General features: G+C 59.8%; 20 protein-coding genes. 16 read left to right on the top strand and 4 right to left on the bottom strand.

The genetic code is table 11. From position 1 onward, the window contains the following. Positions 1-63: 63 nt before the first annotated feature. Positions 64-459, bottom strand: coding sequence for an acyl-CoA thioesterase (locus tag F4827_RS02890; protein WP_027817925.1), 396 nt, complete (start codon positions 457-459; stop codon positions 64-66). Positions 460-704: 245 nt separating this feature from the next. Here F4827_RS02890 and F4827_RS02885 point away from each other — a divergent pair, with 245 nt between their 5' ends. Continuing rightward, complete coding sequence (locus F4827_RS02885; protein ID WP_183719858.1) at positions 705-2,585, top strand: ABC transporter ATP-binding protein/permease; 1,881 nt, start codon at positions 705-707, stop codon at positions 2,583-2,585. A 529-nt stretch (positions 2,586-3,114) separates the two neighbouring features. Here the strand turns inward: F4827_RS02885 and murU are convergent. Together murU and F4827_RS02875 are read right to left on the bottom strand one after the other, a co-directional pair. Continuing rightward, the gene (gene murU / locus F4827_RS02880; protein ID WP_183719861.1) at positions 3,115-3,825 is read right to left on the bottom strand and encodes an N-acetylmuramate alpha-1-phosphate uridylyltransferase MurU; all 711 of its coding nucleotides are present in this window, start codon (positions 3,823-3,825) and stop codon (positions 3,115-3,117) included. Positions 3,826-3,855: 30 nt separating this feature from the next. After that, positions 3,856-4,905, bottom strand: a complete 1,050-nt coding sequence (locus F4827_RS02875; protein WP_183719864.1) for an aminoglycoside phosphotransferase family protein — start codon at positions 4,903-4,905, stop codon at positions 3,856-3,858. A 257-nt stretch (positions 4,906-5,162) separates the two neighbouring features. Here F4827_RS02875 and F4827_RS02870 point away from each other — a divergent pair, with 257 nt between their 5' ends. The 4 genes from F4827_RS02870 (at position 5,163) to rsmA (ending at position 10,931) form a co-directional block, all read left to right on the top strand. Beyond that, positions 5,163-7,550 (top strand): LPS-assembly protein LptD, encoded by a 2,388-nt coding sequence (locus F4827_RS02870; protein ID WP_183719867.1) that lies wholly within the window; start codon positions 5,163-5,165, stop codon positions 7,548-7,550. A gap of 110 nt (positions 7,551-7,660) precedes the next feature. Continuing rightward, positions 7,661-9,034, top strand: a complete 1,374-nt coding sequence (locus F4827_RS02865) for a peptidylprolyl isomerase (RefSeq protein ID WP_311671859.1) — start codon at positions 7,661-7,663, stop codon at positions 9,032-9,034. Between the two features lie 22 nt (positions 9,035-9,056). Continuing rightward, positions 9,057-10,082: a 4-hydroxythreonine-4-phosphate dehydrogenase PdxA gene (pdxA, locus tag F4827_RS02860; RefSeq protein WP_183719873.1), complete on the top strand. Its 1,026-nt coding sequence runs from the start codon at positions 9,057-9,059 to the stop codon at positions 10,080-10,082. Positions 10,083-10,091: 9 nt separating this feature from the next. Beyond that, positions 10,092-10,931, top strand: a complete 840-nt coding sequence (rsmA, locus tag F4827_RS02855) for a 16S rRNA (adenine(1518)-N(6)/adenine(1519)-N(6))-dimethyltransferase RsmA (RefSeq protein ID WP_183719877.1) — start codon at positions 10,092-10,094, stop codon at positions 10,929-10,931. A gap of 25 nt (positions 10,932-10,956) precedes the next feature. Here the strand turns inward: rsmA and panE are convergent, their stop codons facing one another. Beyond that, entirely contained in the window at positions 10,957-11,901 is a 945-nt protein-coding gene (gene panE / locus F4827_RS02850) for a 2-dehydropantoate 2-reductase (protein WP_183719880.1), read from the bottom strand. A 220-nt stretch (positions 11,902-12,121) separates the two neighbouring features. Between panE and gloA the strand changes: the two genes are divergently transcribed. From gloA to F4827_RS35775, 11 genes are all read left to right on the top strand, one after another. Then, positions 12,122-12,505, top strand: coding sequence for a lactoylglutathione lyase (gloA, locus tag F4827_RS02845; RefSeq protein ID WP_167064931.1), 384 nt, complete (start codon positions 12,122-12,124; stop codon positions 12,503-12,505). 607 nt (positions 12,506-13,112) lie between these two features. Then, positions 13,113-14,471: an undecaprenyl-phosphate glucose phosphotransferase gene (locus F4827_RS02840; RefSeq protein WP_260174710.1), complete on the top strand. Its 1,359-nt coding sequence runs from the start codon at positions 13,113-13,115 to the stop codon at positions 14,469-14,471. A 151-nt stretch (positions 14,472-14,622) separates the two neighbouring features. Further along, positions 14,623-15,759: a polysaccharide biosynthesis/export family protein gene (locus F4827_RS02835; RefSeq protein WP_260174711.1), complete on the top strand. Its 1,137-nt coding sequence runs from the start codon at positions 14,623-14,625 to the stop codon at positions 15,757-15,759. A gap of 55 nt (positions 15,760-15,814) precedes the next feature. Continuing rightward, on the top strand, positions 15,815-17,341 hold the full coding sequence (locus tag F4827_RS02830; protein ID WP_409258756.1) for a mannose-1-phosphate guanylyltransferase/mannose-6-phosphate isomerase: 1,527 nt from the start codon (positions 15,815-15,817) through the stop codon (positions 17,339-17,341). 90 nt (positions 17,342-17,431) lie between these two features. After that, complete coding sequence (locus F4827_RS02825; RefSeq protein ID WP_311672135.1) at positions 17,432-17,851, top strand: low molecular weight protein-tyrosine-phosphatase; 420 nt, start codon at positions 17,432-17,434, stop codon at positions 17,849-17,851. A 4-nt stretch (positions 17,852-17,855) separates the two neighbouring features. Continuing rightward, entirely contained in the window at positions 17,856-18,395 is a 540-nt protein-coding gene (locus tag F4827_RS35090) for a Wzz/FepE/Etk N-terminal domain-containing protein (RefSeq protein ID WP_260174713.1), read from the top strand. Then, a complete protein-coding gene (locus F4827_RS35085) occupies positions 18,293-20,059 on the top strand; it encodes a polysaccharide biosynthesis tyrosine autokinase (RefSeq protein WP_311671866.1) in 1,767 nt (588 codons plus the stop codon). Before F4827_RS35090 ends, F4827_RS35085 begins: the two co-directional genes overlap by 103 nt. An 80-nt stretch (positions 20,060-20,139) precedes the next feature. Further along, entirely contained in the window at positions 20,140-21,258 is a 1,119-nt protein-coding gene (gene gmd / locus F4827_RS02815; protein WP_183719892.1) for a GDP-mannose 4,6-dehydratase, read from the top strand. Positions 21,259-21,263: 5 nt separating this feature from the next. Further along, complete coding sequence (locus tag F4827_RS02810) at positions 21,264-22,226, top strand: GDP-L-fucose synthase (RefSeq protein WP_183719895.1); 963 nt, start codon at positions 21,264-21,266, stop codon at positions 22,224-22,226. A 1-nt stretch (position 22,227) separates the two neighbouring features. Next, positions 22,228-23,529, top strand: coding sequence for a lipopolysaccharide biosynthesis protein (locus tag F4827_RS02805; RefSeq protein ID WP_183719898.1), 1,302 nt, complete (start codon positions 22,228-22,230; stop codon positions 23,527-23,529). A 4-nt stretch (positions 23,530-23,533) separates the two neighbouring features. Then, positions 23,534-24,145 (top strand): acyltransferase, encoded by a 612-nt coding sequence (locus F4827_RS35775; protein ID WP_184123770.1) that lies wholly within the window; start codon positions 23,534-23,536, stop codon positions 24,143-24,145. Position 24,146: the final 1 nt, after the last annotated feature.

Below are 24,146 nucleotides of genomic sequence, written 5' to 3'. Positions count from 1 at the left end.
CGGGCCGCCCGCGGGGGCGCGCTGAAACTGCGGTGCGTTACGGTGCTGCGTTATTGCGGTGCGTTATTGCGCGGCGGGCAGCGGGCGCGGACGGCGGTCATTGCCGGTCGCCACATAAGTGAGCGTCGCTTCGGTGACCTTGACGACTTCTTCCTGCAGACGCATGCGCTGGGCGTACACCTCGACCTGCACGGTCACCGAGGTGGTGCCGGTCTTGACGATATCGGCGTAAAAGCTCAGCAGATCGCCGACGAACACCGGCTGCTTGAACAGGAACGAGTTCACCGCGACGGTGGCGACGCGGCCATTGGCGCGGCGGCTGGCCGGGATCGAGCCGGCGATGTCCACCTGCGACATGATCCAGCCGCCGAACACGTCGCCGTGGACATTGGCGTCCGAAGGCTGCGGCACGACGCGCAGCGCGGGCGACTTCTGGGGAAGCGGATAAGAGTCGGTCATGGGGAGTCCAGAAAAAGGGCGGAAGCGGGGCGGCAGGCTTGCGGTCCGGGCGTGCCCAGCGGCGCATGCCGCCTTCTGCGACAATATAGCGATCAGGAATTGTACGGGAAAGCGCCATGCAGACGGATAGGCCAGCAGGCCGCCGCGCTGGAGTAGACATTCACGCCTAGCCCGTCATTGGCTGTAACCCACGTCCCCAATACTCTGCGTGTCACGCATTCGCTTGCGTGGCGCGTTCAATGCCCATGCGCCGCTTTTCAGCCTCCAACGAACCCGCGCCCGCCGCAACCGGCCCGCGCAACGACTGGCAGACCATCGTCTCGCTGCTGCCGTATCTCACTGCGTACAAATGGCGCGTCGCATTTGCGCTGACTTGCCTGATCGGCGCGAAGGTCGCCAATCTGGGCGTGCCGATCGTGATGAAGCACATCGTCGATGGCCTCGCGCCCGTGCAGCATCTCACCGCGCTAGGCCGCGCGGAACACGCGCCCGGCATCGTGCTGATGGGTGGCATAGGGTTGCTGGTGGTGGCGTATGCGGCGGTGCGGCTGTCGACCTCGCTGTTCACCGAGCTGCGCGAAATCCTCTTTTCGAAGGTGACGGAAAGCGCCGTGCGCCAGCTTGCGCTCAAGGTGTTCCGCCATCTGCATGCGCTGTCGCTGCGCTTTCATCTGGACCGGCAGACTGGCGGCATGTCGCGCGACATCGAGCGCGGCACGCGCGGCATCACGCAACTGATCTCGTACTCGCTCTACAGCATCCTGCCGACGCTTGTGGAAGTTGGGCTCGTGCTGGTGTTTTTCACCGTGAAATACGAGGCGTATTACGCGCTCGTCACGCTGTGCGCGCTGGCGGCGTACATCGTCTTCACGGTGAAGGTGACCGAGTGGCGCACGCACTTTCGCCGCACCATGAACGAGCTGGATTCGCGCGCCAATTCGCGTGCGATCGATTCGCTGATCAACTACGAGACGGTGAAGTACTTCGGCAACGAGGAGTGGGAGACGCGGCGTTACGACGAGAACCTGCATCGCTACCGGGCGGCGGCGATCAAATCGCAGCATTCGCTGTCGGCGTTGAACTTCGGGCAGCAGGCGATTATCGGCACGGGGCTGGTGTTTATTCTCTGGCGCGCGACGCAAGGCGTGATGGCGGGCAAGCTCACGCTGGGCGATCTGGTGCTCATCAACACCTTCATGTTGCAGCTTTATATCCCGCTGAATTTTCTGGGCGTGGTGTATCGCGAACTCAAGCAAAGCCTCACCGATATGGATCGCATGTTCACCCTGCTCACCGTGGCGCGAGAAGTGCCTGATGCGCCGGATGCGCCAGCGCTTGCCGTGCGTGGCGGCGAGGTGCGGTTTTCGCACGTGAACTTTGCGTACGAGCCGGCGCGGCAGATTCTGCACGATGTAAGTTTCACGATCGCGGCGGGGACGACGACGGCGGTTGTCGGACATAGCGGATCGGGGAAGTCGACGCTCGCGCGGCTGATGTTTCGCTTTTACGATCTCGACAAGGTTTCTGGCGGTGCGATCACGATCGATGGGCAGGATATTCGCGATGTGACGCAGGATTCGCTGCGCGCTTCTATTGGCATCGTGCCGCAGGATACGGTGCTGTTTAACGATTCGATCTATTACAACATTGCTTATGGGCGACCTTCGGCCAGTCGCGAGGAAGTGATCGCGGCGGCGCGCGCGGCGCATATTCATGCGTTTATCGAGAGCCTGCCGAAGGGGTATGAGACGGCGGTTGGCGAGCGCGGGTTGAAGCTTTCAGGCGGGGAGAAGCAGCGGGTGGCGATCGCGCGCACGATTTTGAAGAATCCGCCGATTCTGTTGTTTGATGAGGCTACGTCTGCGCTGGATTCTCGTTCCGAACGGGCGATTCAGCAGGAGCTTGATGTCATCGCGCGGGAGCGCACTACGCTGGTGATTGCGCATCGGCTTTCTACTGTGGTGCATGCGCAGCAGATTATTGTGATGGACCGTGGGCGGATTGTTGAGCGTGGCACGCATGCTGAACTGCTGCTGGCGCAGGGGCTTTATGCGCAGATGTGGGAGCTGCAGCAGCAGCGTGCTAGTGCGGCGCCTGATGTTGAGCATGCTCCTGTGCGGTCTTGAGGCGGTGTTGGCATTTCCTTGATTTGTTGTCGGTCTATTAGCGTTGCCCCTGTGCGGGGCGGCACCCCCTTTTCTTTGCCGCGGCAAAGAAAAGGGGGGAAAAGAAAGCCGCTCAAACCGCCAGTGCTTCGCGGTACACCCACAGCCTATAAACAGAGTGGCGCCCGGGCAGCGCCCGCACCACGCGCCCAATGACGGAGTGGTGACGCCCGCACATCCGGGGGCGCAAGCGCCCCGTGGGGCATAGCCAAAACCGAAGGTTTGCGATTTCCTTCGCATACCGAACCGTTGCGAGCGCAGCGAGCAACGGGATGAATGACTGCCTTGTCACTCCGATTGTGGGCGAGAGATGCGAGCAATGCCCAGTCACCACTTTGCTTGAAGGCGCGTGGTGGACGGCGTCACTCTAGCGGTGTGAGCGGCTTTCTTTGCTTAGCTTTCTTTGCCGCGGCAAAGAAAGTAAGTGCCGCCCCGCACAGGGGCAACGCTTGCATACCGACTAGATCACAAGGAAACGCCCACACCGCCATCAACGGCGAAGTTCGGCATCAAGCGCAGCCAACTGCGCCACCGTCCCAACATTTTCCCAGCGCCCTTCAAAAAGTTCGCCGGTAGCGCGCCGCGCGGCAATCGCTGCCTTGTAGTAAGGCGTGAGCGCGCATTTAGTCCCAGGCTCGATATCCCGAAACATCCGCGTGTCATACAGCCCGATACTGCCAAACGTGTAGCGCACCGCGCCATCAGCAGAAAGGACTCCATCAGCCCCCAGCGCGAAGTCTCCACGAGGATGAAACGCAGGATTCGGCACCATCACCAGATGCATTCCCGGCTCATCGCGCGCGGCGAGCGCCGCAGCCGGCTCATCCAGCCGCGCGAAATCGAAGTCGCTAAACACATCCCCGGCGACAGCAAGAAACACGCACGGCGCGCCAGCGCGCTCAAGTAACGGCAGCGCCTGCGCAATACCTCCAGCCGTCTCCAGCGCATCGCGCTCGGCAGAGTAAAGCAGCCGCACACCATATCGCTCGCCATCACCCAGCGCCGCCTCAATCCGATCCCCCAGCCACGCATGGTTAATGACAATGCGCCTATAGCCCGCCGCAGCCAGCCGCTCGATCTGCCAGACGATCAGGGGTTTGCCGCCCGCTTCGAGCATCGGCTTGGGACAGGTATCGGTGAGCGGGCGCATGCGCTCGCCGCGTCCGGCGGCGAAGATCATCGCCGTGCGGGCGTGCGTCATGGGTTCGTCCTCGTCATGAATTGAAAACGCTCAGAAGGTATAGCCGGTTTCGGTCTGCGTGCCACGCAGCTCGTCGAGAAAACGCGCAAACGGCGCAAGCGGACGATAACGGTGCGAAACCTTGCTCGCGTAATCCAGAAAGCGCGGCAGGTCCGCCATGTAGTGCGGCTTGTTATCGCGATAGTTGATGCGGCAAAACAGCCCCAGCACCTTGATGTGCCGCTGAAGCCCCATCCATTCGAGCTGGCGGTAGAACTCGCCGAAATCCGGATCGACCGGCAAGCCGGCCTTCTTCGCTCGCTCCCAGTAGCTTACGAAGCAGTCGAGCTCGAACTCCTCGTCCCAGCTCAGGAAGGCGTCGCGCATCAGCGAGGCGATGTCGTAGGTGATCGGTCCGTACACGGCGTCCTGGAAGTCGAGCACGCCCGGGTTGGGCGTCGCGATCATCAGGTTGCGCGGCATGTAATCGCGCAGCATGAACACCTGCGGCTGCGATCGCGCGCTGGCGATCAGCAGCGCGAAGGTGCGGTCGAGCATCGCACGGGTGGCGTCGTCGATCTTGCGGCCCAGATGCCGTTCCAGATACCACTCCGGCATCAGCTCCATCTCGCGGCGCAGGAAGGCTTCGTCGAAGGGCGGCAGCACGCCTTCGCGCGAGCTTGCCTGGAAGCGGATCAGCGCGTCGATGGCGTCGCGCATCAGCTCGCGCGAGCGCGGCCCGGGGCCGGCTTCGACGAGCGCCGGGAGATAGGGCGCGGTGCCCAGATCGGTCACCAGCATGAAACCGGCGTCCAGATCGACTTCGAGCACGCGCGGCACATGCACGCCCGCAGCGTCGAGCAGACCGGCGACTTCGACGAATTCGCGGCACTTTTCCGGCGGCGGGGCGTCCACGGCGATCAGCGTCGCGCCGTGCCCGCCTGCGCTTGCGAGGCGGAAGTAGCGCCGGAAGCTCGCGTCGGCGGAGGCCGGGGCGAGCGTGGCAAGGTCCAGGGCGTAGGTGGCGGCGTGGCCGGCAAGCCAGGCGGCGAGCTGGTCGCGGCGGGCGTCGGCAGGGGAGGACGGCACGGAGAAGGTCATGTAAACCAGAGGCAAAATCAGTGGATCAACGTCTTGCCATATAATACCCCACGACTTTTTTGACGCGACTCGCGCCAAAGCCTGCATGACGGTTCGCCTGCCGCACTTATCTTCAGTCCATCGTTCGATGAATTGTAAATAAATGCGCGCAACCTTGCCCTGATCGACGCGGCTCCGGTTTCTCGCCCGGAGCGCGCCGGACGCCGGCGGGGCAGGCCTCATGGGCAGCCGGCCGGGCCGATACGCCAAAACCATACATGCCGCCCAGACAGTTTTTCCAGACGATCTCCAACAGTGACGACGGCGTGCCGGGCAAGCGGCGGCTCATCGCGGCACTCGTGGCCGTGCCGGGCTTCATGCCCGCGTTCGCGCACGCCCAGCTCTCGGGCGCAGCCGCGCAGGCCGAGCGGCTGGATGACGCGTGGAGCCTGCGCTTGGCTCCCCAGTTAGTCGACACGCCCAACGCGCCGGGCCAGCATCCGGCAACCTTCGTACTCGGCGATTCGACCACCGGCACGTCGGGCACCGACGCCGCCGTCAAGGGCGCGGCCGAGCTGCGCCAGGGCACCAACATCGTCAAGGGCGATGCACTCCACTACGACGAAGACACCGACATGGCCGATGCTTACGGCCAGGTGGTGGTGGTGCAGAACGGCGCGAGTTTCGCCGGCCCCGAAGCGCACCTGAAAGTCGAAGCCAACGAAGGCTTCATGACCACGCCGAAGTATCACTTCGCGGTCACGGGCGGCTCGGGCAGCGCCGAGCGCGCGGACATGCTCGACAACGAGCGCTCGGTGCTCACCAACGGCACCTACACGGCCTGCCAGTGCTCGACCGACCCGGCGTGGTACATCAAAGGCACCGAGTTCGACTTCGATACCGGCGCCGACGAAGGCGTCGCACACAACAGCGTGCTGTTCTTCCAGGGCATGCCGATCTTCGCCAGCCCGTGGATTTCGTTCCCGCTGTCGGGCGACCGCCGCAGCGGCCTGTTGCCGCCGACGTTCTCGGTGAGCTCGACCAACGGCTACGAAATTTCGCTGCCGTATTACTTCAACATCGCGCCGAACCGCGACTTCACGTTCACGCCCGAGCTGATCTCGAAGCGCGGCGTGTTCCTGCAAGGCACCTACCGGTATCTGTCGACCAATTACTCGGGCTCGATCACCGGCACGTTCCTGCCCGACGACGCGATCACGAAGACCAACCGCTACGCGCTGTTCATCCAGCACAACCAGAACTTCGGCAACGGGTTCGGCGGTTACATCTACTACAACAAGGTCTCGGACAACACCTATCCGGAAGACCTCGCTTCGCCCGCCAACCAGTTCCTGAACGGCACGCAGATGCTGTATCAGCAGGAAGCGGGCGTCACGTACAACAACGGTCCGTGGTCCGTGCTCGGACGCTGGCAGCACTGGCAGACGCTTGCACCGTCGATCGCGCCGTATGGCCGCGAGCCCGAACTGAACGTGAAGTACGCGAAGTTCAACGTCGATGGCTTCGACTACGGCGCGGAAGCCGACTACTCGCGCTTTCGCATCACCACGGCCGACGCGACCGAAGGCGACCGCGTTGTCTTCAATCCGTATCTGTCGTACTCGCTCACGGGGCCGGGTTACTTCGTCACGCCAAAGGTGCAATGGCACTTCGCGTCGTACAACCTGAGCAACATCGGCGCGTCCGGCACGACCTTCGGTTCGCCCGCAGGCACGCCCAAGAGCTTCACTGAGTCGATTCCGACCTTCAGCTTCGATACGGGGCTGGTGTTCGACCGCTCGGTGCGCATTTTCGGCACGGATTACATCCAGACCCTGGAGCCGCGCCTGTACTACGTGTACACGCCGTATCGCAACCAGGTGGACGCACCGTTGTTCGATACAGCGGAAGCCGACTTCGGGCTCGCGGAAATCTTCACGCCGAATACCTTCGTCGGCGACGACCGTATCGCGGACGCGAACCGCATCACCGCCGCCCTGACGACGCGCTTTATCGACGCGGCCTCGGGCGACGAGCGCGCGCGCTTCGTGCTGGCGCAGCAGTACTACTTCCGCGACCAGCGCGTGACGCTGACGGGGGACCCGTCGACCACGGGCGCGGCGCATTCCGACCTGATCGCCGGCATGTCGCTGAAGATCGGGGGCGGTTTCGCGTCGGAAACTGCGTTCCAATATAATGCGGACGATAACCGGCTGGAGAAAGCGAGCGTCGGTTTCGGCTATAGCCCGGGGCCGAGCCGCGTGCTGAATGTCGCGTACCGCTACACGCGCGAGAACAGCAGTACGCTGGACAACCAGCCGATCAACCAGATTCTGATTTCGGCTCAATGGCCGTTCTCGCATCGGGTGTTCGCGGTGGGGCGTTTCAACTACGATCTGAACGGACACAAGATCGTCGACGGTCTGCTCGGCATGCAGTACGACGCCGATTGCTGGGCGCTGGGCATCGGTATCCAGCGCTACGCGAACGGGATCAATACGACAGGCGGCAACAACTCGGCAACGCGTTTCCTTGCGCAGCTCACGCTCAAGGGCCTGTCGAACGTGGACAACGGTCTGGTTGCAGCCTTCCGTGCCGGCGTGCCGGGTTACACGCAGCTGCCCGGCCAGCCGCCGGCGCCGTCGCGATTCACGGATTATCAATAACGCGTGATCCGGCTGATGCGGCTTTTCGACAGTTCGAATCGCCGCAAGCCGGTGCAGCGCGGGTCGGTGCTTAGAGACGGGCGAAGCTGCCCGCCAACTTTGGAGTATCTGTGGGAATCATGAAAAAGCTTCGCCTGGCAGCGTACGCTGCGAGTCTCTTCGCCGTCGCAGGCATGATGCCGGCAGCCCCGGCCTACGCGCAGCAGCTTTCGACGAGCGGCAGCGGCCAGACGGTCGATCTGATCGCCGCCGTCGTCAACGACGGCGTGATCACGCAGCGTGAGCTCGACGAGCGCGTTGCGCTCATCTCGCGCCGCCTGACGCAGCAAAACGCACCGATCCCGCCGTCGGACCAGTTGCGCGCCCAGGTGCTCAACCAGATGGTGCTCGAACGCATCCAGCTCCAGAAAGCCAGGGAAGACGGCATCACCGTCGACGACGCGGCGGTCAACCGCACGCTCGAGCGCCTCGCGCAATCCAACGGCATGGATCTGAATACCTACCGCACGCGCATCGAAGCTGCCGGTGTGCCGTGGGCGACCTTCACGAAGGACGCGCGCACGGAACTCACGCTCTCGAAGCTGCGCGAGAAGGAAGTGGACAGCAAGATCTCGGTGTCTGACGCCGAAGTCGCGAACTACATCGCCAGCCAGCGCGGCCCGAACGCCGGTCAGCAAAGCGACCTGCACTTCGAGCACATCTTCATCAAGGCGCCGCTGAACGCGTCGGAAACCGACATCGAAGCCGCGCAGAAGAAGGCCAATGCGCTGCTCAAGGAAGCGCAGTCGGGCAGCAAATTCTCTAGCCTCGCGAAGTCGAATTCGCAAGCCGCCGACGCGAGCAAGGGCGGCGACATGGGCTTCCTGTCGCCGTCGAAGCTGCCGCCCGAATGGGTGACGGCGGCTTCCACGCTGCGTCCGGGCGAAGTGAATCCGGCCGTGATTCGCACCAACGACGGCTTTGAAATCGTCCGTCTGGTTGAGCGCCGTCAGGGCCAGGGCACGAGCGCCGCTGCGCCGCAGCTCACGCAGACGCACGTGCGCCACATCCTGCTGCGCGTGGGCGACGGCATGTCGGAACCGCAGGCACGCCAGAAGCTGCTGGAAATCCGTCGCGAAGTGGCGGCGGGCGGCGACTTCGCCAAGTTCGCGCGGACCTACTCGCAGGACGGTTCGGCCTCGCAGGGCGGCGACCTCGGCTGGATCAGCCCGGGCGAAACGGTGCCTGAATTCGAGCGCGCCATGAACACGCTGCAGGACGGCCAGTTGAGCGAGCCGGTGCGCACCGAATACGGCTACCACCTGATCCAGGTGCTGGGCCGCCGCGAAGCGGAAGGCTCGGTTGCGCAGCAGATGGATCTCGCGCGCCAGGCCATCGGCCAGCGCAAGGCCGAACAGGCTTACGCCGACTGGCTGCGCCAGCTTCGCGACACGGCCTATGTCGACTACAAGATCAGCGGCATGACGCCGCCGCAGCAACACTGATCCGCCTGAAAGGAACCGCGCCGTGAATGTCCCCGCATCTTCGTCTTCAGCGCCGCGGGGACCGCGGCCGATCCGCATTGCCATCACCACTGGCGAGCCGGCCGGTGTCGGCCCCGAGCTGACGCTGGCGGCGCTGGCAGGTGCTTCGGCGCACTGGCCGGATGCCGAATTCGTCGTACTCGGCGACCGCGCGTTGCTTGAGGCGCGCGCTGGCGCAGTGGGCGTCGATCTGACCGCCTTGCAGACGCCCCAGAAGGTGAGCATCGAACATCTGGCGCTTGCCGCGCCCGCCAGGGCCGGTAAGCTCGACGCCGCCAACGGTCCTTACGTGCTCGCACTGCTCGACCGTGCGATCGACGGCGCCGTGGCTCAGGAATTCGACGCCATCGTCACCGCGCCGCTGCAAAAGAGCACGATCAACGACGCTGGCGTGCCCTTTACCGGCCACACCGAATATCTCGCCGAGCGCACCCACACGCCGCGCGTGGTGATGATGCTGGCGGGCACGGGTGCCCGGCCCTTGCGCGTCGCGCTGGCGACCACGCATCTGCCGCTCAAGGACGTCTGCGCCGCCATCACCGTCGACGGCCTGCTGGAGACGTTGCGCATCGTCAATCGCGATCTGCGTCAGCACTTCGGCGTGCCCACGCCGCGCATCCTGGTGACCGGCCTGAACCCGCACGCGGGCGAAAACGGTTATCTGGGCCGCGAGGAAATCGACACCATCTCGCCGGCGCTCGCCAAAGCCGCGGCAGAAGGCATCGATGCGCGCGGCCCGTATCCCGCCGACACGCTGTTCCAGCCGCGTTATCTCAACGAGGCCGACTGCGTGCTGGCGATGTTCCACGACCAGGGCCTGCCGGTCCTGAAATACGCGACGTTCGGCGAAGGCATCAACGTGACCTTGGGCCTGCCGATCGTGCGCACCTCGGTCGATCATGGCACCGCGCTCGACCTCGCCGGTACGGGCCGTGCGGACGCGGGCAGCCTGATCGCCGCCATCGACACCGCAGTTTCGATGGCGCGCCACCGTCGCGCCATTCAATAGAAGATCAAGATGTCCAATAGCAGCAAAGCAAGCAGCAAGCAGCACCAGGGCCACTTCGCGCGCAAGCGCTTTGGCCAGAACTTTCTCGTCGATACGCATATTATCGACTCGATTGTCGACATCATTCGCCCGCAACGCGGCGAACGCATGGTCGAGATCGGCCCGGGTCTGGGCGCGCTCACCGAGCCGCTGATCGGGCGCCTGTCGACGCCAGAAGCGCCGCTGCATGCGGTGGAACTGGACCGCGATCTGATCGGGCGACTCACGAAGAAGTTCGGGCCGCTGCTCGAACTGCATGCAGGCGACGCGCTCGCGTTCGATTTCGGTTCGCTGGCGGCTCCGGGCGACAAGCCGTCGCTGCGCATCGTCGGCAACCTGCCGTACAACATTTCCAGCCCGCTGCTGTTCCACCTCGCTTCCTTCGCGGAGCGCGTGATCGACCAGCATTTCATGCTGCAAAACGAAGTGGTCGAGCGCATGATCGCGGAGCCGGGCACCAAGGCATTCAGCCGTCTGACGGTGATGCTCCAGTACCGCTACGTGATGGACAAGGTGCTGGACGTGCCGCCCGAGTCGTTCCAGCCGCCGCCGAAGGTGGATTCGGCGATCGTGCGCATGATTCCGTTTGCGCCGCATGAACTGCCCAAGGTGGATGCCGCGATTCTGGGCGAGATGGTGACGGCGGCGTTCTCGCAGCGTCGCAAGATGCTGCGCAATACGCTCGCTGATTACCGCGAGCGCGTGGATTTCGACGCGCTGGGCTTCGATCTGCAGCGCCGCGCGGAAGACGTGCCGGTGGAAGAGTACGTGCGCGTGGCGCAAGCGCTGGAACAAGCGGCGCCGGAATAAAGCGCCGCTTTGCCTCAGGCAAGGTTTAAGCGCGCTGCGCCTCGTAAGCCTTGAGTTGGCTGTAGACGATGCGCAGCACCGACAGCTCGCCCGACGCGCGTTGCGCCGCGCCGCCGCGGCGGATCAGATCGCCGAGGATGTGGTCCGCCTCGATGCGCGAACCGTTCTGTACGTCGCGCAGCATGGAGGCAGTCAGCGTCGAACCGGTCGCGAACAGCATCGAGCGCGAGCGTTCGAGAAAACTGTCGCGCACCGCATGGCCGTGCTCAGCGGCCACCGCGCGGCATTCCGAGAAAAGGCGCTCGACCGTCGCTGCACCATCGGGCGTGGCGACGATGACGCCCACCGGCGCGCGAAACAGGCAGGTGCTGCCCGCAAGCGACGCCAGAAACACCCACTTCTCCCACATCTCCTGCAGGATGCGCTCGCTCGCCTTCAGGTTGAAACCCGCGTTGCTGAACGCCGCGCTGATGGCTTCCACGCGCGCCGAGATGCCGCCGCCGAGCTCGCCGAAGGTGATCGCATGGGCGTCGTTCAGATGGACGATCTCGCGCTTCTCATTGAGCGTCGAGGCGATCAGGCAGACGCCGCCGAGCACCGCCTGGGTGCCGAAGCGTGCCTGCAGGATATCCAGATGGCGCATGCCGTTGAGCAAGGGCAGGATCACCGTTTCAGGACCCACGGCGGCGGCGAAGGACTCGATCGCGTCGTCGAGGTCGTACGCCTTGCAGCTCAGCAGCACGAGATCGTAGGGCTGTGCGCCGGATGCGGCGAGCGTCTCGCGCGTGAGCGTCTGCGGATCGCGCAGCGTCAGATCGCCGCCGGCGGGACTGCGGATCACGAGACCGTTCGCGCGTAACTGCGCTGCGCGTGCCTCGCGTACCAGAAACGTCACATCGCGCCCGGCGGCAGCGAGTCGCCCGCCGAAGTAGCCGCCCGTCGCGCCTGCACCCACTACCAGAATCCGCATGTCCACTCCTATGTTTTCTGTCGTCGTTCGCGAAACCGGCCGCACGGCGTTCCTTGTTGCGTCGCGGCGCACACGGCCATTTCAGGATGGCGATCATCCTAGAGCAAATCGTGCAGGTTTGCCGGGCGAGGCCCAGACCGGGCGCCGGTCGGCTTCGGCAGGGCGGGAAAGATTTTGGTAGAGTCGCGGTTTTGACGATGGCAAAACACTGGAGTCCCCCATGCGCCTTTTGCACACGATGATCCGGGTCGGCGACCTGGACCGCTCGATCAAGTTCTATACCGAACTGCTCGGCATGAAACTGCTGCGCCGCGAAGACTATCCCGATGGCAAGTTCACGCTGGCGTTTGTGGGCTACACCGATGAGCGCGACGGCGCGGTGATCGAACTCACGCATAACTGGGATACGCCGTCGTACGACCTCGGCACGGGCTTCGGCCATCTGGCCGTGGAAGTGGAAGACGCCTATGCCGCCTGCGCGAAGATCAAGGAGCAGGGCGGCACGGTGGTGCGCGAAGCCGGCCCGATGAAGCACGGCACGACGGTGATCGCATTTGTGACCGACCCGGATGGGTACAAGATCGAGTTTATTCAGAAGAAGTAAGCGATTCTTCCAAGGCGATATTGGAATTTTCTGATGTCGCCCGGGAAATTATCGGAAGTCAACGAAGTACCGCAAATCGCCCGCGAATAGAATGATAATTAAAGCGCGATTTATACAAATTTAATAATTCGTATTTTAAATTTAATTGACGATTCGATGGCGATATCGAACTCGTTATATTGCGCTGCTTGAGCACGCGCATGTGCCACTCCAGAAGCAATCCGCTTATTTACGCTTTGAATCATTTTTTACAAATGATTTGGAATGCATAATTTTAGATTGATGGCTATTCGACGTCCCTTGATTGTTGGACATTGCGGCAATTTACAGGATAAGAGGGTGAGCACGTGCGACATAGGCGTTCATAGATTTCGGACTGCTCCTATATCGCCTCGCAGGCGTATCGCCCAGACTGCAGGTTCGCTCCATAGGTAGAAACTAGCTCGTCCTTGCGAATCGATTGACGAGCGGCGTTGCGCGAGCCGGTTACTGGAAGGGCAGAGCATGCCGGTCCGGCGGAGCCCGCACGAAACTTATCCCCGGTGAAGAAGAATCTATGCATTCGACCACACATGTTAATGCTTCGGTCCCGATTCGGAATGGCGGCATGCTCGCGCGCCTGTCCGATTCAGTGGCGATCGCAGGGGGGGCTCTTATAACGGCTCGCGCACCAGGTGTTACGGATGGCATGGGCTACAACAGTGCGCTGGTTGCATTCGCGATGCTGATGGTACTTATGCTTTTCCCGTCGTGGGGAATGTATCGCGTTACGCGCACGCATCTATTTTGGCGTTGCGTTTGTGCACCCGTTTTCGGGTGGTTGTTCGCTCTTACTGCTTCCTGTCTGCTGGTCTTCGCGCTGCATCGCACGTACCGGCCTTCCGGTGAATGGCTTCGCGAGTGGGCAGCATTTTCTGCGGCTGGAATCGTGTTTAGCCGGCTTGCTGCTCACGCTATCTGCCTGAGTCTCGCGCGTCACGATATCCGCGTGCGTGCAGTCGCCGTCGTGGGAACGGCCGCACATTGCCGCGAATTAATACGCAAGCTCGGAACGACTTCAGACTCCGTGTATCGTGTAACTGCGGTCTTTGATGCGGCAGATCAACCTCACGCCATACCGCTTGGCTTGCCAACTTTTAGCGATCGTGATGCGTTTGCCGCTTACGTCCGTCATTCGCGTATCGATGAGCTTTGGTTGGCCGTTCCGCTATCGGAAGGAAAGACGATTGTTCCCTTCGTCGAACTGTTTCGCAACGACCTGATCAACACTCGGTTCATTCCGGATGTAAGCGGTCTTTCGGTCTTCGGTGCGGGTATGGCGAATATCGAAGGCACATCGGCAATCAATCTGATCGCCTCGCCGATTGCATCCTATTCGCTCATCGGCAAGGAAATTTTTGACCGTGTATTCGCGCTATTCGCATTGCTGGTACTGGCGCCAGTCCTGATTGCCATCGCGGGTGCGGTCAAGTGTTCTTCGGCAGGTCCTGTATTTTTCAAGCAGCGGCGCAAGGGCGCGAACGGCAAGGTTTTCAGCATTTACAAATTTCGCAGTATGCGCGCGCATGCGGAACGCACTGGGCTGGTGAAACAGGCCACGCGCAATGATCCTCGCGTGACTCGCGTCGGCGCATTCTTACGGCGTACCAGTCTGGACGAGCTCCCGCAGTTTTTCAACGTCCTGCGTGGGGATATGTCTGTTGTCGGGCCGCGACCGCACGCCATCGAGCATGACGTGATTTATCAGGACATTGTTGATGGCTATATCCATCGCTATCGGATAAAGCCGGGCATTACCGGCTGGGCCCAAGTGAATGGGTTTCGTGGTGAGACCGATCATATCGAGAAGATGCAGGGCCGGGTCGCGCACGATCTGTATTACCTCAGTAACTGGTCGTTCTGGTTCGACATGCGCATCGTCGTAGCCACGATATTCAACGGGCTGGTTCATCGCAATGCATATTGAAGGTTGGAGATCGGAAGTGGCAGTGAGACTAACTGAAACGCGGCGCCGTGAGGGCTCGAAAAGGTGGGGGCGATGCGCGGCGCGCCTTTCTTGCGTGTGCATCGCAAGTGCGCTTTGCATGACGCTCGCGGCATGTATGGTTGCGCCCGGCATGCGCATGTCGACTACGGCCACGAGTGTATCGGGCAGCGCAAAAGACTCGACCTCCGCGCAGGCAGACGGCACAACTGCAGCTGACAATCCAACGGATGCAGAGGCTCCGAATACGACACGAAAAACCGATGCTACCCAGTCGACGCCGGAGGTGCCGGTCACCGAACTCGATATCGGCGTCGTCAAACAGCTCCGAGAAGAACGACTCGCCAGGCAGAATCAGCAGGCAAAGATGCTAAGTAGCGTGCCTTCGCCCTACGCGATCGGCGTCGGCGACGTGCTGCAGATTGTCGTTTGGGACCATCCTGAACTTGCGGCTGCATCGGGTGCCGCTCCCACGCAATCGCAATCACGCCCGGCTGACCCACCTTCGGGCTTCGTGGTCGACCAGGCGGGCGACATCACATTTCCTTATGCGGGATCAATTCACGTCGTCGGCTTGCGCCCGGAGGAGGTGCAAAAACGCCTGGCGTCTACGCTCGGGAAATACTTTGTCAAGCCTCAGATCACGGTGCGCATGGCGTCGTATCGTGCGCATGAAGTCTATGTGGACGGCGAAGTTCGCACGCCCGGAAGTGTGTCGCTGAACGACGTTCCGATGTCGCTTTATGAGGCGATTTCGCGTGCGGGCGGCTTTGCCGATACTGCCGACCAGAGCGACCTCGTACTGATACGCGGCGGTGAGACTTATCGCATCGATATGACGCAAATGCTGGCGAGCGGTCTGGCACCGTCGCGTCTTTATTTGAAGGCTGGCGACATGCTGCGTGTGAGCGCTCGCGATCAGAACGATGTTTATGTCATGGGAGAAGTCAACAAGCCAGTCTCGGCCATTCCGCAACGCAATGGCCGCATTACGCTTGCCGACGCGCTATCGCAGGCGGGTAGTGTCAACGCGTCAACAGCGGACGCCGCCCAGATGTTCGTGATTCGTGGTGCGCTAAACAGCACGCCTCAGGTGTTCCATCTCGATGGCCGTTCGCCGGTGGCTATGCTGGTCGCGAAGGAGTTTGACCTGCAGCCCAAAGATGTCGTCTATGTGGACGGGAACGGTCTTGTCCGGTTTAGCCGAGTGCTGAGCTTGCTGCTGCCGGCGATCAATGCGGGCATGACGGCGGGCATTCTGGCGAAGTAATGAGTTCTTTCGCCATATTGTCCGTATCTGAAAGGAAACGCTAGCCGTGAGCTTTATGGAACACGAAGACAAGCTGATCGAGAGCGCCGATAACCGCGCGCTCCAAATGAACCATGGCAGCAGCAAAGGTGCCGTTTCCCGGACTGCCATTATCCCCGTCATTCTGGCGGGCGGCGCTGGCTCGCGCCTGTGGCCGCTATCACGCGAGCAGTTTCCCAAACAGTTGATCGAAGTGCTTGGGGAGCACTCCTTGTTACAGAGCACAGTGAATCGACTAACTGGCTTTCATTGCGAATCGGGTATTTGCGCCGCGCCCATCGTCGTTTGTGGCGAAGAGCACAAATTCGCGATAAGCGAGCAGCTTGGAGCGCTGGGCGTGAAGTCCCGCATCCTTGTCGAGCCTGCTCGCCGCGATACTGCACCGGCATTCACGCTAGCGGCTCTGGATGCTTCTGCACTGGATGGTGACGCGATTATCGTCGGCATGCCGGCAGATCATGCGATCGCCAACCTAGGCGCGTTTCAGCGAGCTATTGGTGCCGCCGTGAAACATGCGCAAGCGGGCCAAATCGTGACACTTGGCATACCGCCAATGCGCCCTGAAACCGGGTTTGGCTATATCCGCTTAGGCAGCGGCGTTCAGGATGGCGCACATCAGGTGCTGGGCTTTATGGAAAAGCCGCCAATGGAATTGGCCGCGCAGTATGTGAAGTCCGGCGAGTACTGGTGGAACAGTGGAATCTTCGTCATGCGCGCGCAAGTCTGGCTTGACACGCTCCGGCGAGTACAACCGGAAATCTACGATGCCTGTACGACGGCGTACTCGCAGGGATCGAACGCGGGCGCTTACTTTGAACCTGGCGCCGAAGCATTTGCTCAGTCCCCTGCCGTATCGATCGACTATGCGGTGATGGAGCGGCTCGGTACTGTCGCCGACATTGCACGAGGCGTGGTTGTGCGGCTCGATGCAGGCTGGTCCGATCTAGGTGCGTGGGATTCGGTCTGGGACGCACTCGACAAGGACCAAAACGACAACGTCGTGCGTGGACGCGTCGTGCTTGAGGGCACGACATCGAGCATTGCGTATTCCGAGGGACGTTTGATCGCCTGCGTTGGCGTGGACGACCTTGTCGTGGTTGAAACGCCAGATGCGGTCCTTGTTGCCAATAAATCGCGCGTCCAGGAAGTGAAGCAGCTGGTTGGACGTATTCGCGATCTGCGTGCGCCCGAGGCGGACGTACACCGAAAGGTCCGTCGGCCATGGGGCTACTACGACTCAATTGATAAGGGAGAGCGATTTCAGGTCAAACGCATTGTCGTTCAGTCCGGTGGATGCCTCTCGCTCCAGGTTCACTATCATCGTGCCGAACACTGGATTGTGGTGAGCGGGACCGCACGCGTGACACGTGGAGACGAGCAGTTTTTGCTAAGCGAAAACGAGTCGACTTATATACCGCTTGGAGTGACGCATCGCTTGGAGAACCCAGGCCGCATGCCGCTCGAAATGATAGAGGTGCAGTCGGGCTCATATCTTGGCGAAGACGATATTGTGCGGTTTGCCGATACATACGGCAGAGATTGACGAAGGTCGCAAGATCGATCGTAAGCGGGGCAGTAGAAATTCAGGAATTGTCCTGGCGGGAGGTGCAGGTTGATTGAGCAGATTTTAGTCGTGTGTGAGGGAAATATCTGTAGGAGTCCTATGGCTAAAGGTGTTCTCTCAGACAATCTTTCCAATATTTCCGTCATCTCGGCAGGATGTGGTGCGCTTGCAGGAAAGGGCGCTGATCCAGTCGCGATTGAATTGATGGCGGAAAGAGGGATCGATATCAGTCTGCACATTGCAGCAGATCTGAATATCGAACATGCGATGCGATCGCAACTGATTCTTGCGATGACGCTGGAGCAAAAGAAGGAAATCGAAAGACGCTACCCGTTCTCGAAAGGACGGGTGTTTCTCTACTCCGCACAAGACGGCAACGATGTGATCGACCCCTATCGAAAGGGGCGGGACGTATTTGAAACCTCTCTCGCACAAATCGATCGCGGAGCGGGCTATTGGGTTTCCGCAATCAACCGCTTACGAAAGTGATGGAATGATGCAATCGAAGCAAAACAAGACAGTTGAGCTGTTTGACAGTGGTGAGATACATCTGTCGGAATACATCAACGTCGTTCGCGACGGTTGGCGTGTTGTCGCGGTCATTGCCGGCGCATTTCTGCTGATCGGCATCCTTTACGCATTTATCGCGGCCCCGATATACCGCGCCGACGCGATGATTCAGATTGAAGATGGCACGAGCACGGCGAATGACGCGCTCGGTCAGCTCGCGTCGTTGTTTGATACCAAGCAGACTGCGGCGGCTGAGATTGAGTTAATTCGCTCGCGGCTCGTGATCGGGCAGGTGGTGCAGAAGATGCACCTCGATATTAGCGTCAAACCGCGCTACTTTCCATTGATTGGCGCAACGCTTGCGCGCAGAGCTGATGCGTCGATTCCCGCTGCGCCATGGTTCGGGCTGAGCCAGTTCGCGTGGGGGGGGAGAAGATTGCAATTTCGCGATTCGATGTTCCGACGGAAAGCTACGGAGAGAACTTCACGCTGGTTGCGGCGCAAGATGGAACCTATCAGCTGAAAAACAGTGCTGGTGATATCGTGCTCAGCGGCCGCGTTGGCACAATTGCTAGTAGCGGGCTAAATGGACGTGCAATCATCGCGCAAGTCGATCGTCTGGTGGCTCGTCCCGGGACGCAATTCGTACTGCGACGTGCATCGACGTTTGACACGATCGGCGCTCTGCAGCAGAAACTGGTCATCGCAGAGAAATCAAAGCTGTCGGGGATCGTCGGTGTGACACTCGACGGGGCGGATAGTCAAACAACTACGGAAATCGTCAATGCGGTCGCTGCAGCTTATGTTGAACAAAACGTCAATCGAAAATCAGCTCAAGCTGAGCATACTCTGACATTTCTCGAACAGCAGTTGCCGGATCTGCGCAAGCAACTCGATGAAGCCGAGAATCGGTACAACGAATTCCGAAACAAGAATGGCACGGTCGATCTGACCGAAGAGAGCCGCTTGCTGCTGCAACAGATCGTTGACAGCAAGACCAAACTCGTCGATCTCCAGCAGCAGCGTATTGAGATGGCGCAGCGCTTTACCGGATCTCACCCAGCGCTTGTTGCTCTCGATTCGCAGATTGCGGCACTGGAGACGCAACAGGCGCAACTGAGCAGGCGCGTCGGCGCTTTGCCCGACACCGAGCAATCAGCACTGCGTCTTTTGCGAGATGTCCGCGTCAATACGCAGTTATATACAAATCTGTTGAATAACGCGCAGCAGCTGAGAATTCTAAAGGCCGGGCAGACCGGGTCTGTCCGTGTGGTCGATTACGCCGTTTCTGAAATTGAGCCAGTCAAGCCGAAGCGTCCGACCGTCATTTCACTCTCGCTTCTTCTCGGTCTGATTGTCGGTATAGCGACTATCTTTGCGCGTAATGCATTTTTTGGCGGCGTCGAGGACAGCGAAGAGATCGAGCGCGTCTTGGGTCTGCCGGTCTACGCGACGATTCCCCACAGCGATGCTCAGGAGCGTGCCGAAGCAGAAAATCGCCGTGCACCAAAAAATACCCAACACGTGCTTGCGGCCAGTATGCCGGGCGATGTCGCCATCGAGGGTATCCGCAGTCTGAGCACATCGCTGCAATTTGGTCTTCTTGAGACGACGAATAATATCATCGCCATCACGGGGCCAAGTCCTGGAGTCGGAAAATCTTTTACGTCTGTCAACTTGGCGGCCGTATTGGCTGCAAGTGGTCGTCAAGTTTTACTGATTGATGGTGACATGCGCCGTGGTGATATTCATCGGCAATTTGGAATTAAAAGAAACCCAGGACTTTCGAATGTCATTGCCGGATTTGATCTGGAAAAGGCTATCACCCGTGAGCTACTGCCGAACCTCGACATACTTCCTAAGGGATCTGTTGCCCCGAATCCGGCAGAACTATTGATGAGCAATCAATTCGAGAAGCTAATGGACGAGCTGTCTTCGCGGTACGACATCGTAGTTATCGACGCGCCACCGATTCTCGCTGTTACTGACGCTGCACTGATTGGCCGACATGCGGGCGCAACGCTGCTTGTTGCTCGCCATGGATATCACCCTATGCCAGAACTAGTAGAGGCCGCTGCTCGACTCAGGAATGCAGGGGCAACTCTCAAGGGCGCGCTTGTGACAGATGTGCCTAGAGGCAAGCGGGGCAGGGCTACGTATTACGGCTACGAGACGCGTGCCGAATAATAGCGGGCAGCACGTTTTGAACGAGTTTGATCAGGATCGGAGCAATATCGTGCTCCGTTCTATTTAGAGAGATACAGGTAATGAGTCAGAAGATCGCTTTGATAACCGGTGTGACGGGGCAGGATGGATCGTATCTAGCTGAACTGCTTTTGGATAAGGGCTATGAAGTTCACGGCATCAAGCGCCGTGCTTCGTTGTTCAATACCGATCGCATCGACCACTTGTATCAGGACCCCCATGCGGAAGATCGCCGCTTCGTTCTGCATCACGGTGATCTTACTGATTCGACCAGTCTCGTGCGCATTATGCAAAGTGTTCAGCCGGATGAGATCTACAACCTTGCGGCACAAAGCCACGTAGCAGTTTCGTTTGAGGAGCCGGAATATACGGCCAACGCAGATGGTATTGGTGCGCTGCGGATTCTCGAAGGCATGCGCATTCTCGGACTCGAAAAAAAGACGCGCTTTTACCAGGCTTCGACTTCCGAACTCTATGGTCTTGTTCAGGAAACACCGCAAAAAGAGACAACGCGGTTCTATCCGCGCAGTCCCTACGCAGTGGCGAAACTCTACGCCTACTGGATTACTGTGAACTACCGCGAAGCCTATGGAATGTACGCGTGCAACGGCATTCTTTTCAATCACGAGTCACCTGTTCGTGGCGAAACCTTTGTTACGCGAAAGATTACTCGTGCAATCGCGAGGATCGCGGCCGGTCTGCAGGATTGCCTCTATCTTGGCAATCTATCCGCGCTTCGTGATTGGGGGCATGCACGTGACTACGTGGAAATGCAATGGTTGATGCTGCAGCAGGAGCAGCCGGAGGATTTCGTCATTGCCACAGGAGTGCAGTACAGCGTACGCGAATTCGTGGAGCGTGCTGCGGCTGAGCTCGGTATAACCGTGCGCTTCGAAGGCGTAGGCGAAAAGGAGATTGGTATAGTCGAACGCGTGAGTGGTAGCGGCGCGAAGGTCGAGCCCGGTACGGTCATTGTTCGAGTCGACCCACGCTATTTCCGCCCTGCTGAGGTGGAGACGCTTCTCGGTGATCCGACTAAGGCGCACGAAAAGTTAGGCTGGAAACCAGCGACGTCGTTTGATGCGCTTGTGAAGGAAATGGTACTGGCAGACTATCAGGCCGCCAAGCGCGATTCGCTGGTGAATCTCGCTGGATTCAAGGCGTTCGAGTACAACGAGTGAATGCCATGACGAATGAATCCCGAATTTTTGTTGCGGGCCATCGCGGTATGGTTGGGTCTGCAATCGTGCGCCGTTTGAGTACGCTTGGCTATCGCAATGTTATTACGCGGACGCGTGCCGAACTGGATCTCACGAATCAATCAGACGTTGCAGAATTCTTCAAGTCAGAATCCATCAATGAGGTCTATCTGACGGCAGCTAAAGTTGGTGGGATTCATGCTAACGAAAGCTATCCTGCCGATTTCATTTATGAAAATCTCGCCATCGAATGCAATGTCATTCATGAGGCGTACCGAAGCGGCGTTAAGAAGCTCATGTTCTTCGGTTCGTCGTGCATTTATCCTAAGCTCGCCACTCAGCCCATGAGGGAAGACGCATTGCTCGACGGCAAGCTGGAGCCGACGAACGAACCATATGCTATCGCGAAGATTGCTGGATTGAAGATGTGCGAGAGCTATCGGCGCCAGTACGGGGTAGATTTCCGCAGCGTTATGCCGACCAATTTGTACGGTCCAGGCGATAACTATCACCCCGAAAACAGCCATGTGATACCGGGTCTGATTCGACGGTTTCATGATGCGAAGGAATGCTGTGCTCCGAAGGTCGCGATCTGGGGATCAGGAGAGCCGATGCGCGAATTTCTTCACGTAGACGATCTTGCGGCTGGTGCTGTCTCGATGATGCTGCTTCCGCGGGAGACGTTCGATGCAATCGTCTCCCCGCTAGCTCCGCACGTCAATCTGGGCAGTGGCGAAGAGATCAGCATTCGCGAACTGGCTCAACTCGTCGGTCAGGTCGTCGGCTATCGGGGGACGCTTGAGTTTGATACGTCAAAGCCTGATGGGACGCCGCGTAAGCTGCTGGATGTTTCAAAGCTCAAATCGATTGGCTTCGTACCACTCGTTCCTCTCGAAGACGGCTTGCGCCACGCTTACGATGACTTCATGCACGCGGCGCAACGGAAATGACATGCTGACGATCATCAAGAACCGGATCAGGACTGGCGTAATCACATCGAGATCGTCTTCAGTGCTGTCTGGAATCGTCGCGAACGTATTTAATCAAGGCGTCACGGTTATTGTTCAACTGGCGTCATTGCCGATCTTCCTACACTACTGGGGAGCAGCGCGCTACGGGGACTGGATCATCATCTCTGCTGTCCCCGCGTATTTTGCGGTGTCGGATATCGGCATCGTGTCCGTTGCGATCAATAAGATCTGTATGTTTCACGCGCGAGGTCAGGTGGAGCAGGCGAACGTCACACTGCAGAGTGCGTGCTCAGGAGTAACGGGAATACTTTTGCTGGGGACGTTGATTGGAGTGGTATTCGTGCTCCGATCTGACGGCAATGCCCAGTCGTGGACGTTGTTGCTTTTGGTCGTTACAGCGCTCTTGAACCTATATACGGGATTGTTCGACGCAGCGTTTCGGGTGGCAGACCGCTATGCCGCGGGCGTCGTTCTAATGTCGCTCGGCCGTCTTGGCGAGTGGCTTGCCTCCGTGGCGTGCGTGGCAGCTGGTGGCGGGATTGTTGCGGTGGCGGCCTGCGCCTGCGGCGCGAGAGCTGCATTTCAGCTTGTGATCTTGGTGGCATCGACACGCATCGGCAGTGGCCTACGTTGGGGATGGTCGAATAGTTCATTCGTAGAACTAAAATCTCTGGTACCGCACGGAGCGGCGTTTCTAGGATTTCCACTCGGTAACGCTTTGAGTATTCAGGGCATGACAATAGTCGTCGGGCATTTCATCGGCGTCCGAGAAGTGGTTGCATTCAACGCCTACCGAACGCTGTCCAGATCCATTACACAAGTCATCACGACTGTCAGTCGTGCGGTATGGCCTCGGTTTTCGAGTTTGTACGCGAAGGGGCAACATGGTGAAGCGAAGGAACTGCGACTGAAGGCCGAACGTGGGGTCGTGATTGCAGCTGGCGGCGCCCTTGTTCTTCTGGTCGCGGTCAGTCGCCCGCTGATCGATATATGGGGCAGAGGCAAGTTGCCCTATGAGCCCTTCGTTCTAGTCAGCTTTCTGTTGGTCGCGCTCATTACGTCCTTGTATCAGGTCAAGCTAGTAGCGCTGATGTCGACTAACAGACACACGACTGTGTCGGTTCAATTCTGTGCGATTTCGATTGCCGCTGTATGTGTCGGTTGGGCACTGTCCACGTTCGCGGGAATGATCGGACCAGTGATGGCAGTTGTGATTGCTGAATTGGTGATTTTCGCATCCGTTACGCGGGCATTCCGCAGGATGACGGTCGGGGGATTCTAAAGACATGAAGTATCTGTGGGTTCATCGGGAACGGCCGCGGATTGGCTCGCGGCGTTGGTGGGTGGTCTGGGCCAAACGTACGCTGATGTTGTGCAGGCTAGTGCATCTGGCGCTTATCCAGGCACGACTCCGCGCGAAGGGCATGCAAATCGGTGAGCTGTCGGTCGTGTATCGATTCAGGATAGAGGGCTCACCGGCTCGCATCAGCATCGGCTCCCACAGCTTCGTCGCGCAGGACGTAACGATGGCGGCGCACGACGGGATCATCGTCGGCTCTCGCGTAGTCATCAACGACGGCGTCCGGATCCTGACTGCATCGCACGGACTCGGCGATTCTCAGTGGCGGACGTATTCGCGTGAAATCAGGATCGACGATTACGCGTGGATCGCAACCAATGCCACGATCCTACCGGGCGTTCATGTGGGCGAAGGCGCGGTGGTTGGTGCGGGCGCCGTTGTGCGCTCAGATGTGGCGCCCTACACGATTGTCGTCGGCAACCCGGCGGTGGCACTCGCAAGAAAGCGGGTGCGGGAACTGGCGTACGATCCCGTGTTGTTCAGCGCGCCTTTTGAAGCCTGGGTTGGCGCTAACAATGCGACGAAGCTGGAACATTAGC

The sequence above is a fragment of the Paraburkholderia bannensis genome (assembly GCF_014200455.1).
Lineage (GTDB): Bacteria > Pseudomonadota > Gammaproteobacteria > Burkholderiales > Burkholderiaceae > Paraburkholderia > Paraburkholderia bannensis_A.
Note: the sequence above shows the minus strand (reverse complement) of the source record. Positions and strands in the feature narration are given on the sequence as shown.